This window comes from Lacinutrix salivirga (assembly GCF_053604675.1).
On sequence record NZ_JBSHNP010000135.1, the window covers coordinates 141,910 to 158,246 of the forward strand.

At 33.6% G+C, this 16,337-nt stretch carries 11 protein-coding genes; 10 read left to right on the forward strand and 1 reads right to left on the reverse strand.

The window, feature by feature from the left end:
• Window positions 1-73: 73 nt before the first annotated feature.
• From ACVC5O_RS12295 to ACVC5O_RS12310, 4 genes are all read left to right on the forward strand, one after another.
• Window positions 74-547: a nucleoside deaminase gene (locus ACVC5O_RS12295; protein ID WP_452221780.1), complete on the forward strand. Its 474-nt coding sequence runs from the start codon at window positions 74-76 to the stop codon at window positions 545-547.
• A gap of 413 nt (window positions 548-960) precedes the next feature.
• Window positions 961-2,370: an FAD binding domain-containing protein gene (locus tag ACVC5O_RS12300; RefSeq protein WP_452221781.1), complete on the forward strand. Its 1,410-nt coding sequence runs from the start codon at window positions 961-963 to the stop codon at window positions 2,368-2,370.
• Window positions 2,363-4,687, forward strand: a complete 2,325-nt coding sequence (locus ACVC5O_RS12305) for a xanthine dehydrogenase molybdopterin binding subunit (RefSeq protein ID WP_452221782.1) — start codon at window positions 2,363-2,365, stop codon at window positions 4,685-4,687. The genes ACVC5O_RS12300 and ACVC5O_RS12305 overlap by 8 nt, the downstream gene beginning before the upstream one ends.
• Window positions 4,688-5,786: 1,099 nt before the next feature.
• Entirely contained in the window at window positions 5,787-6,200 is a 414-nt protein-coding gene (locus tag ACVC5O_RS12310; RefSeq protein WP_452221783.1) for a hypothetical protein, read from the forward strand.
• A gap of 59 nt (window positions 6,201-6,259) precedes the next feature.
• Here the strand turns inward: ACVC5O_RS12310 and xdhC are convergent, their stop codons facing one another.
• Window positions 6,260-7,030 carry a xanthine dehydrogenase accessory protein XdhC gene (gene xdhC / locus ACVC5O_RS12315; RefSeq protein WP_452221784.1) on the reverse strand — a complete coding sequence of 257 codons (771 nt, stop codon included), beginning with the start codon at window positions 7,028-7,030 and terminating at the stop codon, window positions 6,260-6,262.
• Between the two features lie 269 nt (window positions 7,031-7,299).
• Between xdhC and ACVC5O_RS12320 the strand changes: the two genes are divergently transcribed.
• From ACVC5O_RS12320 to ACVC5O_RS12345, 6 genes are all read left to right on the forward strand, one after another.
• Entirely contained in the window at window positions 7,300-8,754 is a 1,455-nt protein-coding gene (locus ACVC5O_RS12320; RefSeq protein WP_452221785.1) for a membrane dipeptidase, read from the forward strand.
• 66 nt (window positions 8,755-8,820) lie between these two features.
• On the forward strand, window positions 8,821-9,156 hold the full coding sequence (locus ACVC5O_RS12325; protein WP_452221786.1) for an arsenosugar biosynthesis-associated peroxidase-like protein: 336 nt from the start codon (window positions 8,821-8,823) through the stop codon (window positions 9,154-9,156).
• A gap of 182 nt (window positions 9,157-9,338) precedes the next feature.
• A complete protein-coding gene (gene arsS, locus ACVC5O_RS12330; RefSeq protein ID WP_452221787.1) occupies window positions 9,339-10,394 on the forward strand; it encodes an arsenosugar biosynthesis radical SAM (seleno)protein ArsS in 1,056 nt (351 codons plus the stop codon).
• 121 nt (window positions 10,395-10,515) lie between these two features.
• The gene (locus ACVC5O_RS12335; protein ID WP_452221788.1) at window positions 10,516-11,202 is read left to right on the forward strand and encodes a TIGR04282 family arsenosugar biosynthesis glycosyltransferase; all 687 of its coding nucleotides are present in this window, start codon (window positions 10,516-10,518) and stop codon (window positions 11,200-11,202) included.
• A 157-nt stretch (window positions 11,203-11,359) separates the two neighbouring features.
• On the forward strand, window positions 11,360-14,554 hold the full coding sequence (locus tag ACVC5O_RS12340; RefSeq protein WP_452221789.1) for a SusC/RagA family TonB-linked outer membrane protein: 3,195 nt from the start codon (window positions 11,360-11,362) through the stop codon (window positions 14,552-14,554).
• A gap of 309 nt (window positions 14,555-14,863) precedes the next feature.
• On the forward strand, window positions 14,864-16,306 hold the full coding sequence (locus tag ACVC5O_RS12345) for a SusD/RagB family nutrient-binding outer membrane lipoprotein (protein WP_452221790.1): 1,443 nt from the start codon (window positions 14,864-14,866) through the stop codon (window positions 16,304-16,306).
• The last annotated feature ends 31 nt before the right edge of the window (window positions 16,307-16,337 follow it).

Consider the following 16,337-nt stretch of genomic DNA (forward strand, 5'->3'; position numbering starts at 1 on the left):
ACGCATTTATTTTGCTTGAAATTGATATCTTTATTGAAACTTAAATTTCTAAAAAACAGATACCTATTATAATATGACAGATAAAGAACAATTTATGAAAGAAGCTGTAAACGCAGCTATAAAAGGAATGAATAATAACGAAGGTGGACCATTTGGTTGCGTTGTTGTTAAAGATGGAAAAATTGTAGGACGAGGCAACAACAAAGTCACCTCAACAAACGACCCAACAGCACATGCAGAAGTGACAGCCATTAGAGATGCGTGTAAAAATCTAGACTCTTTTCAGTTAGAGGGTTGCGAAATTTATACCTCTTGCGAACCTTGTCCAATGTGTTTAGGTGCTATTTACTGGGCTCGACCAGACAAAGTGTATTATGGAAGTAACCAAGTAGATGCTGCTAACATTGGTTTTGATGATGAGTTTATTTATAAAGAAATCCCTTTGCCTTATGAAAAAAGAAGTATTCCTTTTGAGCAATTGGCGAGAGAAATTGCTTTAGAAGCTTTTAAGCAATGGAGTATAAAAGAAGATAAAACTGAGTATTAAAATATAAATGACGTCAGTTCGAGTGTTTCGAGTGCGCAAAAAACGTACTGAGAATCCTCATCGTCAGTTCGAGTGATTTGCGAGGTACGAGCAAATTGTATCGAGAACCTTTGTTACCATTAAAGCTTCTCGATACAAAATTCCAAAAAAGGAATTTCACTCGGAGTGACGACATAAATATAAAATATGTTAGGAAAAATAAATTATAATAATAAAAAGTTCAACCGTCAGTTCGAGTATTTTGAGTGCGCGAAAAACGCACTGAGAATCCTCATCGTCAGTTCGAGTGATTTGTGAGGTACGAGCAAATTGTATCGAGAACCTTTGTTAACTTTAAAACTTCTCGATACAAAATTCTAAAAAAAGAAATTTCACTCGAAGTGACGAACTGGCAAATTTTAAAACAAAAATAATTGATAACCTTCAACCTAAATAACAAAACCATTAAAACACCAGAAAATTCTGGAATGACTTTATTGGATTTTGTACGTTACCAACAACGTCTCACAGGAACCAAAATTGGTTGTCGTGAAGGCGATTGTGGTGCTTGTACGCTATTGGTTGGCACACTAAAAAACAACACCATAGAATACCAAAGTATTACCTCTTGTATTTCACCTTTAGGAAATGCGCACGGCAAACATATTGTAACGGTTGAAGGCACAAATCTTAAAGACCAATTAACCACAGCTCAAGACGCTATGAAAGCAAATTACGCTACACAATGCGGATTTTGCACACCAGGATTCGTGGTTGCTTTAACAGGTTTTGCTTTATCTAAATCAGATAAAAATTACAGCAATGCTTTAGATGCTATTAGTGGAAATATTTGCAGATGCACAGGTTACAAAGCCATCGAGAAAGCAGCTCATCAGGTTGTTGAAAAACTTCAAAACAAAACAGAAACAACTTTTAGTTGGTTGATCGATAATGGATTTATCCCAGATTATTTTGAGAGTATTCCAAATCGATTAAAAGAATTAGAAGCAAACGACATTAACCAACCAAAAGGAAAATATGTTTCTGGCGGAACAGATTTATATGTGCAACAAGCCGATAATTTAATAGATGACGCTGTACATTTAATTGCAGAAAAAGACTATTTAAAAGGAATTAAAATTGAAGATGATAGTTGTACAATTGGGACAAACTCAACGGTTTCAGATTTATGGAATCACACGGAATTGAATACCATTTTACCCAATTTAAAAAAGCACTTAAAGTTAGTCTCTTCAGAGCAAATTAGAAATATGGCTTCCTTTGGTGGCAACTTGGTTAACGCATCACCAATTGGAGATATGACTATTTTCTTTTTAGCCTTAAATAGTGATATTACAATCACAAATGAAGACCAAAAAGAACGAACTATTGCACTTAAAAATTTCTATCAAGGATATAAAACTTATGATTTAAAGGAAGGCGAACTGCTTAAACAAATCAGCTTTAAGCTGCCAACAGAACAATCGTATTTTAATTTTGAAAAAGTTTGTAAACGAACACATTTAGATATTGCGAGTGTAAATTCGGCAATCTATCTTTCTATTGAAAATGAAACTATTTCAGAAGCACACGTTTCTATAGGTGGAGTTGCTGCAATACCAAAGTATTTGCATGACACTTCCCAATTTTTAAAAGGAAAACCTCTGACTTCTGAAACTATTCTTGAAGCCAACGAAATGCTTCAAAAGGAAATTTCACCAATTAACGATGTTCGTGGCACAAGTGATTATAAACGTTTGTTAGCAAGACAATTATTTTTCGCTCATTTTACGGAGTTATTTCCAAAGCAATTCATCTTAAACGATTTTGTTCAATATGCATAAAAACAAATCAAATAAAAACTTAGATTCTAAATTAGATGCTGTTTCTATTGCTTTAAAAAAGAGCATTAAAAACTTGGATTCTTACACGCACGTTCGTGGAGAATCACTTTATGTAGATGATGTAAATGTGAGACAAGGCACGTTTCACGCAGTTGTTTTCGATTCGCCTAAAGCGCACGGAAAAATTAAAAATATCGATTATTCTAAAGCAGAAGCTTTGGAAGGTGTAGAACGTATTTTTACTTATAAAGATATTCCTGGACAAAATGAAATTGGAGGAATCATAGCAGATGAGCCATTATTCGCAGAAGATGAAGTCCATTTTTGGGGAATGCCAATCGCGTTAATTGTCGCAGAAACCGAATTTATTGCCAGACAAGCAAGACGATTAATAGACATTGAAATAGAAGAGTTACCAGTTATTACCACTGCAAAAGAAGCGAAAGCAAAAGGCAGTTTCATCAATGCACCTAGATCATTTAGTTTAGGAGATACGGAAAAAGCATTTGCAGATTGCGACTATGTTTTTGAAGGCGAAACGTTTTCTAACGGTCAAGAACATTTATATATTGAAGCTCAAGGCGCTTATGCAGAACCCTTAGAAAATGGCAATATAAAAATCACCTCATCAACACAAGGACCAACTGCAGTGCAAGCAACTACAGCAAGAGTTTTAGGGATTGCGATGCATAAAATTGAAATAGATGTTACACGTCTTGGTGGTGGTTTTGGAGGAAAAGAAGACCAAGCTACACCTTGGGCTGTTATGGCAGCTTTGGCAACGTTTCATTTAAACCAATCGGTAAAATTAGTATTGAATCGTCATGACGATTTACGAATGACAGGTAAACGTCATCCTTACGAAAGCACATATAAAATTGGTTTATCTAAAGACTTAAAAATACTTGCTTATCAAGCTGAATTTCTTCAAAATTCTGGTGCAGCAGCAGATTTATCACCAGCAATTGCTGAGCGTACATTATTTCACGCCACCAATAGTTATTATGTTCCAAACGTGACTACAACCGTTTTAAGTTGTAAAACCAACTTGCCACCAAATACAGCATTTAGAGGTTTTGGAGGTCCACAAGGCATGTTTGTTATTGAGTCTGCAATCGCAAAAGCGGCACATGAGATTGGTGTGAATTCTAAACAAATTCAGGAAGCAAATTTGCTAGATGAAAATGACACGTTTTCTTATGGACAAATTGCGAAAAAAGTAGTAGCTAAAAACACTTGGCATTCTGCTAAATCATTATTCAATAGTGATGCATTAGAAAAAGAGGTCGAAGAATTTAATAAAAACAATTCTAGCTTTAAAAAGGGAATTGCTTTTATGCCAATTACGTTTGGCATTTCATTTACTAACACGCCTATGAATCACGCACGTGCATTGGTTCATATTTATTTAGATGGAAGTGTCGGAATTAGTACAGCAGCTGTAGAAATGGGACAAGGTGTAAATACCAAAATGATGCAAATTGCTGCTGATGTATTTTCTATTCCGATCGAAAAAATTAAAATTGAAACCACCAATACAACTAGAGTCGCCAACACCTCTCCTTCTGCTGCGAGTTCTACGGCAGATTTAAACGGAAAAGCAACGTTAATGGCTTGTAATTCGCTATTAGAACGATTGAAAATTGTCGCTTCTGAAGAATTGAATTCTTCGGAAACAGACATTGAATTGCAAGATGAATCCGTTTATTTAAATAATAAAAAGACTGATTTATCTTGGACAGCTCTCATTAGTAAAGCGATGCTAAAACGTGTCGCTTTAACTGAAAACGCACATTACGCAACTCCAGAAATTCACTTCGATAAAACCAAAGAAAAAGGACATCCATTTGCGTATCACGTTTACGGAACCGCAATTATTACCACAACTGTGGATTGTACGCGTGGCATTTACGAATTTGATTCAGTAAAAATCGTTCACGACTACGGAAAAAGTATGAGTGAAGGTATCGATTTAGGTCAAGTAGAAGGTGCATTAATACAAGGTATTGGTTGGATGACGATGGAAGAAATTGCCTATAATGATGAAGGCAAATTGTTATCTAATGCATTATCGACTTATAAAATCCCAGATATCTTTTCAGTACCAAAAATCGTAGAAGTAATACCTGTAGAAACCGAAGGAAATGATATGGCTATTTTAAAATCTAAAGCAGTTGGTGAGCCACCTTTAATGTACGGAATTGGTGCTTATTTTGCGCTTCAGAATGCTATAAAAGCTTTTAATCCCAAGTATGATTTAGAGTTTGATGCACCTATGACTCCAGAGAAGGTTTTGATGGGATTGTATAAAAAATGACCTCAATTATTATGGTAAATATCCAGCAAGGTTTTTTTTGACCTTGTAGGTATAAATAGAAATTTGAAACCTTTCAGAAAAATAACAAAAACAATACCTACAAGGTTTTTGAAACCTTGCAGGAAAACTAACTAACAGTAATTATCGCACTGCATTTCAAAAAACAAAACATAATAAAAGGCGCACTTATTTGGGTTTGTATGAGAAAAAGACATAAGACCGCTTTGCTTTTAGAACAAAGAACAAAGACTTCATTGGACCTAAATTTTTGTCGTAACATATCCTGCAAGGTCTTTTTTTTGACCTTGTAGGTATAAAAATAAAATTAATACCTAAGCGTTTTTAATTTCCGATCACTTTAACTTAGCTCAGCGAACAACAATCAGCCACTTTAAAACCTATCGGGAAAATAAAAATATACCTACACGATTTTGGAAACCTTTCTGGATTAATAAAACAAAAGTTATATTACAAAATAAAATTTATCAAATTAACCTAAACAAAAAAATGACACCTAAATTTGCTAATTATTGTCGTAACATATCCTGCAAGGTCTTTTTTTAACCTTGTAGGTATAAAAGCCAATTAAAAAAAATAATACCTACACGATTTTGGAAACCTTGCAGGATTAACAAAACAAAAGTTATATTATAAATATCCTGCAAGGTCTTTTTTTTGACCTTGTAGGTATAAAAATAAAATTAATACCTAAGCGTTTTTAATTTCCGCTCACTTTAACTTAGCTCAGCGAACAACAGTCAGCCACTTTAAAACCTTTCGGGAAAATAAAAATATACCTACACGATTTTGGAAACCTCGCAGGATTAATAAAACAAAAGTTATATTATAAAATAAAATTTATCAAATTAACCTAAACAAAAAAATGACACCTAAATTTGCTAATTATTGTCGTAACATATCCTGCAAGGTCTTTTTTTGACCTTGTAGGTATAAAAGCCAATTAAAAAAAATAATACCTACAAGGTTTTGGAAACCTTGCAGGATAAAAAACAACCAGCTCATCGCACTACACTATAAAAAACAGAACATAATAAAAGGCGCACTTATTTACAGTGCTGGTGATACTATTGCTGCAGTATTGTTAGATGAATTTTCAATTTATCGATTAATAGGAATGATGTTGGTTGGTGCAACTTTCTACGCTTTTGAAATCCCAAATTATTTTGATTGGATTGTTAAAAAAACATTGCTTTTAAAAGGTGTAAAAGCAACATTAACTAAAACCATTTTAGCTATAATTTATTTTAATCCTTTGTGGATTGCTAGACACTTACTATTTATAAAGCTGTTTTCTGGTCAGATCCAGGATATAAATCTCGGCTTGTTAGAAATTGCCTTTTGGTCGTTTCTGGTAAATATTCCTATTTCGTTTCTGGCAAATTATATTATTCAGAATCGTTTTAAAATAAAATGGCGTTTTATAGGAAGTGCAATTTTTTCGGCAATAATGGCTATTTATTATGCATTGAGTGAGACGCTTTTTAGCTCATAATTCTTGCGCAAACAGAAATCTCTTAGACATATTCCAAACCAAAACATAAAACGAAAACATTACTTATTATAATGCACTTTTAGCAATTGTGCAACAACACTTATCGCTATTTCTTTAGGTGTATAGCCTCCAATATCTAAACCTATTAGACAAACTACATTCTGCATACCTTCAGCAATATTCATTTCATTAACAAGCATATTATTAAAACGCACTTTCTTGGTCTTACTACCTATTAATCCTAGGAACTTCGTTTCATTTTGTAATGCCATTGCTATAATATCAAAATCAATAGCATGATTATGCGTTAACACCAAAACATAACAGTTTTCTCCCCATTTTACAGCATCTTTAAAGGTCTTAAAATCGGTTTCGTTAGTTTGGTGAGTAGTAATGCTTTCGTCTAATTCTAGGTTAGTAAACCAATTGGTTCGGGAGTCTATAAGATGCACTTTAAAAGGCGTATCTATTAAAAGCTTAACGATTTCGATTCCAATATGTCCTGCTCCAAATAAAAATAATTCTGGCGATTGATTCATAGGTTCTATAATAAATTCTACTTTTCCACCACAGCATTGTTCAAATTCTGGACCGAGTGTGTAAGTAGATTCAATGATCTTATTTTCTGCAATAGCAATTATCGCTTCATCTATAGCTTTAAATTCTAGCTTTCCTCCACCTATGGTTCCAAAAATTTCTTTGTCTTTAGTTACTATCATTCGAGATCCAACAACACATGGTGTAGATCCCAAACATTTAGTCACTGTAACTAAAGCAATAGGTTGTTGCTCTGTAGAGAATTTTAATAAAAGGTTAAGCCAGTTTTTCATATCTAAATTATTTCACTTTAAACCCATTTTAAAACAGTTAGTCTTTAAGCTAAATTCGTAAATACAAAACCGAACATCTCTATATTTTTAATTACAAAAACACATCTAAAGACAGCATAACTTGCTAATAATTAAGTAAAATGAAAAAAGAATTATTTAATACAAACTCTTATTTTATCGTAAAAATAAAGATCACAAGCGATTTACAAGCGCTAAAACTTTAAAATTTTAGAAGATTATTCCTTATTTTAGAAAAATAAAAGATAAAAATGAAACCCACTTACATAGATTTACATTGTCATCCAGCACTAAAACCCTATAGTAAGAGTTTTAAATACAAGCCACAAAAACAAAATGTACTAGATGCTAACCGAAAAAATTCTATTTGGCATTATAGTCCTCCAAATTTTTTAGAACGCCAAGTTAACAGATTACTTACCCTTACTAAATTCACACAAGTAGATTTAACTGCATTAGCAAAAGCCAATTGCGATGTTGTGGTGGTGTCTTTGTATCCTTTCGAAAAACATTTTTTAAACAAAAGGCTTATTGGTTTTAAATTTGTTTCAGACATTTTAGTAAATCTAGCCGCTGGAGTTAGCCAAAAAAGAATTGATTATGTTAGAAACCACAATAGTTATTTTGAAGATCTAAACGATGAATACAACTACTATTTACAACTCCATAATTTTGCTCAAAAAATAGATAATATTCATTTTACCTATAGATTAACAAAAAACTATAATGATATTATTACTAACAGAGCACAATCTTCTGAAACACGAAGAGTCATTAGCCTCATTCCTACTATCGAAGGCGCTCATGCTTTTGAAACAGGCTTAGATAAAGACAAAAATACTGCTAATAGTGCAATTGTGCTTCAAAATATAAATACTGTAAAACAATGGGAATATCCTCCCTTATTTATAACACTTGCTCACCATTTTTATAACGAAATTTGTGGTCATGCACGAAGCATAACCATAGGTTTAATTAAAAAAAATCAAAACAGAGGATTAAATACAGACATTACAGAATTAGGCTGGAATGTTATAAAAAATCTTCTCGATAAAAATAATGGAAAGCGCATACTTATAGACATCAAACACATGAGTACTGCTGCCAGAACATCCTATTACAACTACTTAAACAGTGAATTTGCAAACCATAATATACCAATAATAGTAAGCCATGGTGCAGTTAATGGTAAACGCTCCATTGCAGAACCAGATAGCTCTGATTATGAATACAGCAGTGCTTTTATGAGTGCTGATATTAATTTCTATGATTCTGAAATTATAAAAATTGCTAAATCAAAAGGATTATTTGGTATTCAATTAGACGAAAGACGTATAGGAAGCAAAAAAGCCATAGCGCGATCCAAAGTCTATTTCCCAAGTAAAAAAAGACGATTAAAACGCAAAACACTTCTAATTTGGAGGCAAGTAAAACATTGCGCTTTAGTTATTAATGCAGAAAATCTATTCTGTTGGGACACCGTTGCAATAGGCTCGGATTTCGATGGTATTATAAATCCCATGAAAGGCTTATGGACATCAGAAAACTTAAAAGACGTTAAAGAACATCTTGTTTTTCACGCCAATAATTTCTTAACAGATTACTCAAATCAACTGCTTGAAATCAATAAAATTTCAGCTAAAGAAATTGTGGAACGCCTATTATTTATTAACGTCACACAATTCCTTGAAAAAAATTATCACTAATAAGCGTTAGCTAAATTGGTTCTTTACGACTGAAACATTTAGATTTATAGTTTTAAATAAAACACTATGCAAAAAACATATTACGATCCAGCAGATTTAAGAAAATTTGGAAAAATCACCGAATGGAGTGAAGAATTAGGCAACAAATTTTTTGAATACTACGGAAAAGTCTTTGAAGAAGGCGCACTTACAGCAAGAGAAAAATCATTAATTGCCTTGGCTGTTGCTCACACAGAACAATGTCCATATTGTATTGATGCTTACACAAAAGACGGTTTGCAAAAAGGGGTTACAAAAGAAGAAATGATGGAAGCCATACACGTTGGTGCTGCTATAAAAAGTGGAGCAACCTTAGTACATGGCGTACAAATGATGAATAAAGTAAATAAACTAGACGGTTAATTTTTTGGCGTTACCACAAGGGTCAGGCTCTCGGCAGTCGCTCTCTTTGAGGAGCTCCAACAAAGCCTCCATCCTTAACGCAAATTGTAACAAATAAAAACCTTTTGCTTAAAATTAATACACTTTTAAAGTAAAACCAAAAATTAATTATTTACGTAAGCATATAAAACCTTTACCTATTAATGGCAACAAAGTCCCTTAAAAAGCTAGGAAGTGATTTAGCACAAAGCAATAAACAGTTAGAAATTTTATCCAATGGCATTTTCCAAAACGGAGAATTACCAACATTTAAAACTAAGATTTCTGAGACAAGCCAATTTCCGCTAAAAGCTAAAAAATTAGAAATTCTCCAAATTAATGTTGGTTACATGTGTAATCAAGTTTGTGAGCATTGCCATGTTGATGCTGGTCCAGATCGTAAAGAAATCATGACAAGAGAAACGATGAGACAGTGTTTAGAAGTGATTAAAACTTCTGGTGCTCATACTTTAGATTTAACAGGAGGTGCTCCAGAAATGAATCCAGATTTTAGATGGTTTGTTGAAGAAGCTGCCAAAGTAGGCATTAAAGACTTCATTGTACGTTCTAATTTAACGATTATTCGTGCCAACAAAAAATATTACGATTTACCAGAGTTTTTTAAAAAGCATAATGTACATGTCGTGAGTTCAATGCCACACTGGACCAAAGGCAAAACAGATAAACAACGTGGAGATGGTGTGTTTGCCAAATCTATAAAAGCCTTACAAGAATTAAATAGAGTTGGCTACGGAATACCAGATAGTGAGTTGCGATTAGATTTAGTGTACAATCCCTCTGGTGCGTTCTTACCTGGAGATCAAGCTGCTATGGAAAAAGATTTCAAAAAGGCGTTGATGGAAGATTTCAATATTCAATTTCACAACCTTTTTGCTATTACTAATTTACCAATAGCACGTTTTCTGGATTATTTAATTGCATCAGAAAATTATGAGGATTATATGTATCAATTAGTAGAAGCTTACAATCCTGCAGCTGTTGCCAATGTAATGTGTACCAACACATTATCAATTAGTTGGGATGGCTATTTATTTGATTGCGATTTTAATCAAATGTTAGAATTACCAGTAAATAGTAAATCCAAACATATTTCAGAATTTAACGAAGAATTGTTAGAAGGACGAAACATCGTAATTTCACAACATTGTTATGGTTGCACTGCAGGCGCAGGAAGTAGCTGTCAAGGTGTTGTTGCTTAAAAATTCTTGCGAAAACAGGAATCTATAACAAGAGTAAACAAGATTATAGCAAAAATAGACCTAAAACGAGAACAAAACATACCTACAAGGTTTTAAAAACCTTGCAGGATAATTTAAAAACTTGAATAACAAAACAGCCATATTAATTTTTGCACACTCTGCTGAGTTTGAAGCGACTCAAAAACCGTTTCAATCATCACAAATGCTATTTAATGCACTTAACGCACAAACATTAAAGGTTGTTGAAAAAACAGGCTTGCCTTATTTTTTATCTTCGGAAAAAAATCAAACAGGTTCAACATTTGGTGAACGCTTTACTAATGCCATTCAATCGGTTTACAACAAAGGCTTCGACAATGTAATTTCTATTGGTAACGACACACCACATTTACAAACTAATCATATTTTAAAGGCGCTTCATCAATTAGCGCAAAATGATATTGTTTTAGGACCATCAAAAGATGGTGGTTTCTATTTAATGGGATTAAAAAAATCGTATTTTAACGTTGAGACCTTTTTAAAATTACCTTGGCAAACCACAGCTTTACGACAAAGAATCTCCAAAATAGTAACGTCCCAAAATATCAACGTATTGTATTTGGAAATGCTTTCGGATATTGATACGCTTTCAGATGTAAAAACAATTATTGATAGTTTTAGACTCATTTCAAAAAACATTGCAAAACTTTTACAACTTTGCCTTTGCTTAAAGAAAAAAATTATAAAATATTTTAATATCTCTATTAAAATATCTCCTCAAACGCTTCTTTTTAATAAAGGTTCTCCTTTCTTGCATCAATATTTATAAGTAATTAAACTGCAAGGTACACTCTAAAAATAAAAGTCTCTTTTAAGTTTACATCTCAACTTATTAAATAAAATTCCAATTCAATACCTACATGGTTTTAAAAAATTTGTAGGAAAACTAAATTTTCAATTAAAAGCACCCATTTTATGGGCATTATATGAAGCAAATTTATGTTTGCATAATGCTATTATTTTCAGGAATTAGCTATGCACAAATTACGATAACAGGCACTATAACAAGTAAACTTGATAATGAACCACTAGCCTATGTGAATATCACCACAGTATCTGGTAATGGAACTATTTCTGATGAAAACGGAAAATATTCTATTGAAGCATCATCACCAGACGATCAAATTAGATACTCATATTTAGGATATAATTTGACAATTGCTGTCGTTGGAACACAAACAGTAATTGACATTGAATTAACAGAAGATACCTCATCCCTAGACGAAGTTGTTATCACAGCTTTAGGTCTTAAACGCGAAACAAAAGAATTGGGTTATGTGGTTCAAGAACTGGACTCTAAGGCTTTAACCGAAGTCAAAACTGTAAATTTTCTTGACAATATTGCAGGAAAATTAGCAGGTGTAACCATATCTCAAGGTGCAACAGGTGTTGGATCTTCCTCTAAAATAACCATTCGTGGTGAATCATCGTTCTCAAATAATAATCCATTATTTATTGTTGATGGCACACCAATTAATAACGAAACTGTGTTTAATTTTACTAATGAAGCTGCTGCTGGATTTCAAGAAATTGATTTTGGCAATGGTGCCATGGAGGTTAATCCAGACGACATAGAGTCTGTAACTGTTTTAAAAGGTGCTAATGCTGCTGCATTGTATGGCACACGAGCTTCTAATGGAGTTATTGTTATAAAAACAAAAGATGGACGTAACAAAAAAGGTTTTGGTGTGAGTTTTAACACCTCGCTTTTTGTAGATTCTGCATTTCGTTTGCCAGACTTTCAAAATCAGTATGGACAAGGACAATCTGGAGCGTTTGAATATGTTGACGGATTGGGTGGCGGAATTAGTGATAATATCACTTATTCTTGGGGACCACGATTGGATGCTGGGATTTACATTCCGCAATTTGATAGTCCTGTAGATTTAGGAAATGGTAATTTTGTTCGTGGTGGTGACACGTCATTATATTCTGGAATACCAATTACTGCAACCGAGTTTAGATCAAACCCAGACAACCTAAAAGAGTTCTACGAAACTGGTGTGACGACTATTAATAATTTATCGGTTTCTAACGGATTTGACACTGGTAATTACCGATTATCATTTACAGATTTACGAAGTGAATCTATCATTCCTGGCGTAAATCTCGATAGGCAAACGCTTGCTACAAAACTAAATTTTCAGCCTTCAGAAAAAACCGAAATCAACACCTCAATAAGTTATGTGAATTCTAGTAGTGACAACAGACCTTCTAATGGTTATGGTAGTGAAAATGTCAATTATTCACTCGTTGCTTGGGGACCACGTTCGCTAAACATTAATAGCTTAAGAAACTACTGGCAACCTGGTTTGGAAGGAGTGCAACAGTACTCCTTTAACTATACTTTTTTTGATAATCCGTTCTTTATTCTTGAAGAGAATAGAAACTCATTTGAGCGAGATCGTATCTTCGGAAACATTAGAGTTCACCATAAAATCACAGATAATTTAAGTGTTTCGCTTCGTTCAGGAATGGATTATAGTAGTGAAACCAGACAACTGAGACGTAGTTTTAGTAGCAACCGTTTTCAAAATGGTGGTTACGCAGAGCATGATGTAAAATTTAGAGAAGTCAATACCGATGTTCTCATTAATTATAACAATCAATTTGGTAACGTGTCTTTTGATGTGTCTTTTGGCGGAAATCGTCTCGACCAAAATGCCTCAACAAAACAATTACAAACAGTTAACTTAGCGCAACCAGGAATTTTCAGTTTAAATAATGCTGCATCTCCAATTGAAGCCTTTCAGTTTGAAAGTAGAAAACGTATTAATTCGCTCTACGGAATTGCAAAATTTGGTTATAAAGACTTTTTGTTTTTAGATATCACAGGTCGTAACGATTGGTCTAGCGCTTTGGCAACACCATTTTCGGTAGATGGAACTTCGTTTTTCTATCCTTCAGTATCCACAAGTTTTGTACTCTCAAATTTTACCAAGTTACCAAAAACGATTTCATTTGCTAAACTACGAGCAAGTATTGCACAGGTTGGAAATGATACTGGAGCCTACCAAACCTCTGGAGCTTTTATGTCTCAAACGCCTTTTAATGGCCAGCCAACATTTAGTGACCAAAATTTTATTCCAAACTCCAACTTAAAACCAGAACAAACTACTTCTTTTGAGATTGGAACAGATGTACGTTTCTTTAAAGATCGTTTAACCTTAGATGCCACTTATTATAATGCAACAACAAAAGATCAAATCATCTCTTTGCCTATTGCGATTTCATCGGGTTACAATCAACAAGTGGTTAATGGTGGAAAAGTCAATACACAAGGTGTAGAACTTATTTTAGGGGCAACACCAGTAAGAAATCAAAACTTTAGATGGAATACACTTTTTAATTTCGCTACAAGTCGCGCGACTATTAAAGAATTACCTCAAAACAATGGTCGTTTAACATTAGCTTACAGCAGAATCTATAATAGCGCCAACCAAACGGTTTGGTTTCAAGTGGAAGAAGGTGGACGCATTGGTGATATTTACGGAACTGGTTATTTAAAAACCGATACTGGTGATTTTTTAATTGATGATAACGGACGATTTATCGCAGACAATAACCTTCAAAAAATAGGAAATTATAATCCAGATTTCACCTTAGGATGGAATAATAACTTGAGCTATAAAAACTGGAATTTGAGTGTCTTATTTGATTGGCGTCAAGGTGGAGAAATCGTCTCCAGAACACGTGCTTTAGGTAATGTTGGTGGTCAATTAGCAGAGACTGCATACAGACCAGAAGCAGGAATAATTGCTCAAGGTGTGAACCAAAATACAGGCTTACCAAATATAGTTGCAGTTTCTGCAGAAAGCTATTATAGACAATTTTACGATAGAAACCATGAAGAAAATAACGTTTATGATGCGTCGTTTTTAAAACTTCGTCAGTTTTCAATAGGTTATGATTTTCAATTAAAAGATGGCTTTTTAGGATTAAAAGAAGGTGCAGATTTAAGCCTATCACTTATTGGAAACAATTTATTTGTAATTACCGAAAACCCACATTTTGATCCAGAACAACTCGCTGTGCAAGGCAATGGCTTTGTAAGTGGTGTTGAAGATATGAGTTATGCAACAACACGAAGTATTGGATTTAAAGCTGGATTTAAGTTTTAATCTCAACCTGCAAGGTATTTACAAGGAACGAGGACTTCTTGTAGGTTTGAAAAGATTAAAAAAAATATAAAACTTAAAATACCTACAAGGTTTTGAAAACCTGCAAGGTGTTTCCGAAGAATGAGGACTCCTTGTAAGTTTAAAAAGATTAAAAATAATATAAAACTTAAAAATACCTACAAGGTTTTGAAAGCCTGCAAGGTGTTTCCGAGGAAAGAGGACTCCTTATAGGTTTGAAAAGATTAAAAATAATATAAAACTTAAAATACCTACAAGGTTTTGAAAACCTTGCAGGATAAAATAAAAATAATGAAAAAAATACTATACATATTTACTGTTATAGGTCTTTTAGCAACGGCAAGTTGTACCAAAGACTTCGAAGAAATTAATACAAACCCAAATTCGCCTGTAAGCGTTCAACCTAGTTTATTATTGCGTCAAGTCATTTATGATTTTGGAGAAAATATGAGCTACGAAGGCTTTGTTGCTGGCGATTTATTATCACAACACAGAACCGCTTTAGATTTTAACCTCTTTGATCGTCATGCCTTAAAATCACCACAATTGGGAGGGAACCCTTGGCCAGTATTTTATACGAATCTTCGTGATAATGAGATTATTTTAAATCAGTCGAGAACTGTTGAAACCTTTTCTGTTTATGAAGGTCCTGCTTTAATTTTAAAAGCATACATGGCTGCTGGATTAACAGATTTGTTTGGTGATGTTCCGTATTTTGAAGCCTTTAATGGCGTTAACGGAACTGTAACGCCAGCTTACGATTTACAACAAGATATTTATTTAAACGATAATGGAATTTTAGATAACCTCAACAAAGGAATTGCTGCAATTGAAACTTATAATGATGTGATTCCATTAGAAGGTGATATTTTGTTTAATGGTGATTTAAACGCTTGGATACGTTTTGCAAATTCCCTTAAAATTAAACATTTGCTTCGTATTTCTAATCAAGTTGATGTTTCCGCAGAACTTCAAACCCTTTTTAATGAAAGCAATTATATTACTACAAACACGCAAAATGCGATTTTTAATTTTACTAATACAGATCCTAACAGTTTTAGATTAGCACAATTACGCGTAGGAGATTTTAATAATTTTGTCTTATCTGAAACGATGGAAGACATTTTAACCGATTTAAATGATACTAGAATTGGCACTTTATTTAGACCTTTTTCTGAATCAACAACAGGAGAATTCAACGGATTATTAAACGGAATTGATCCTTCGGAAACCTCTGTTGCCTTAGCAGATTATTCGTTGGCAGGAACCTCATTTAGAGAAGACACGGCAACGCTTGACGCCAATTTTATCACAGCTTGGGAAGTCCAATTTGCACTAGCGGAAGCTGCAGCAAGAAATTTGATTACTGCAGATGCTCAGAATTTATATGAAACTGGTGTAGCGTTCGCTTTTGAATATTGGAATACAGCTTTACCTACAGATTATTTGTCTGGAAATGCAGCATTTAATGCAGCTGGAACAACACCTATCCAACAAATTATAACTCAAAAATGGATTGCGAACGTAATAAATGGCTACGAAGGTTGGATTGAATATCGAAGAACTGGATTTCCTGAGTTACGAACCATTTCAGCAAGTTTTAATAACGATTTAATCCCTGTTCGTATGCCTTATCCTGCAGAAGAAGAAGCTTTAAATAATGAGAATTATACGCAAGCTGCAATAGCTACAAATGACAATAGTATTAATGTGAAGGTTTGGTGGGATGAGTAAAACCCTCCCTTAATCCCTCCAAAGGAGGAAA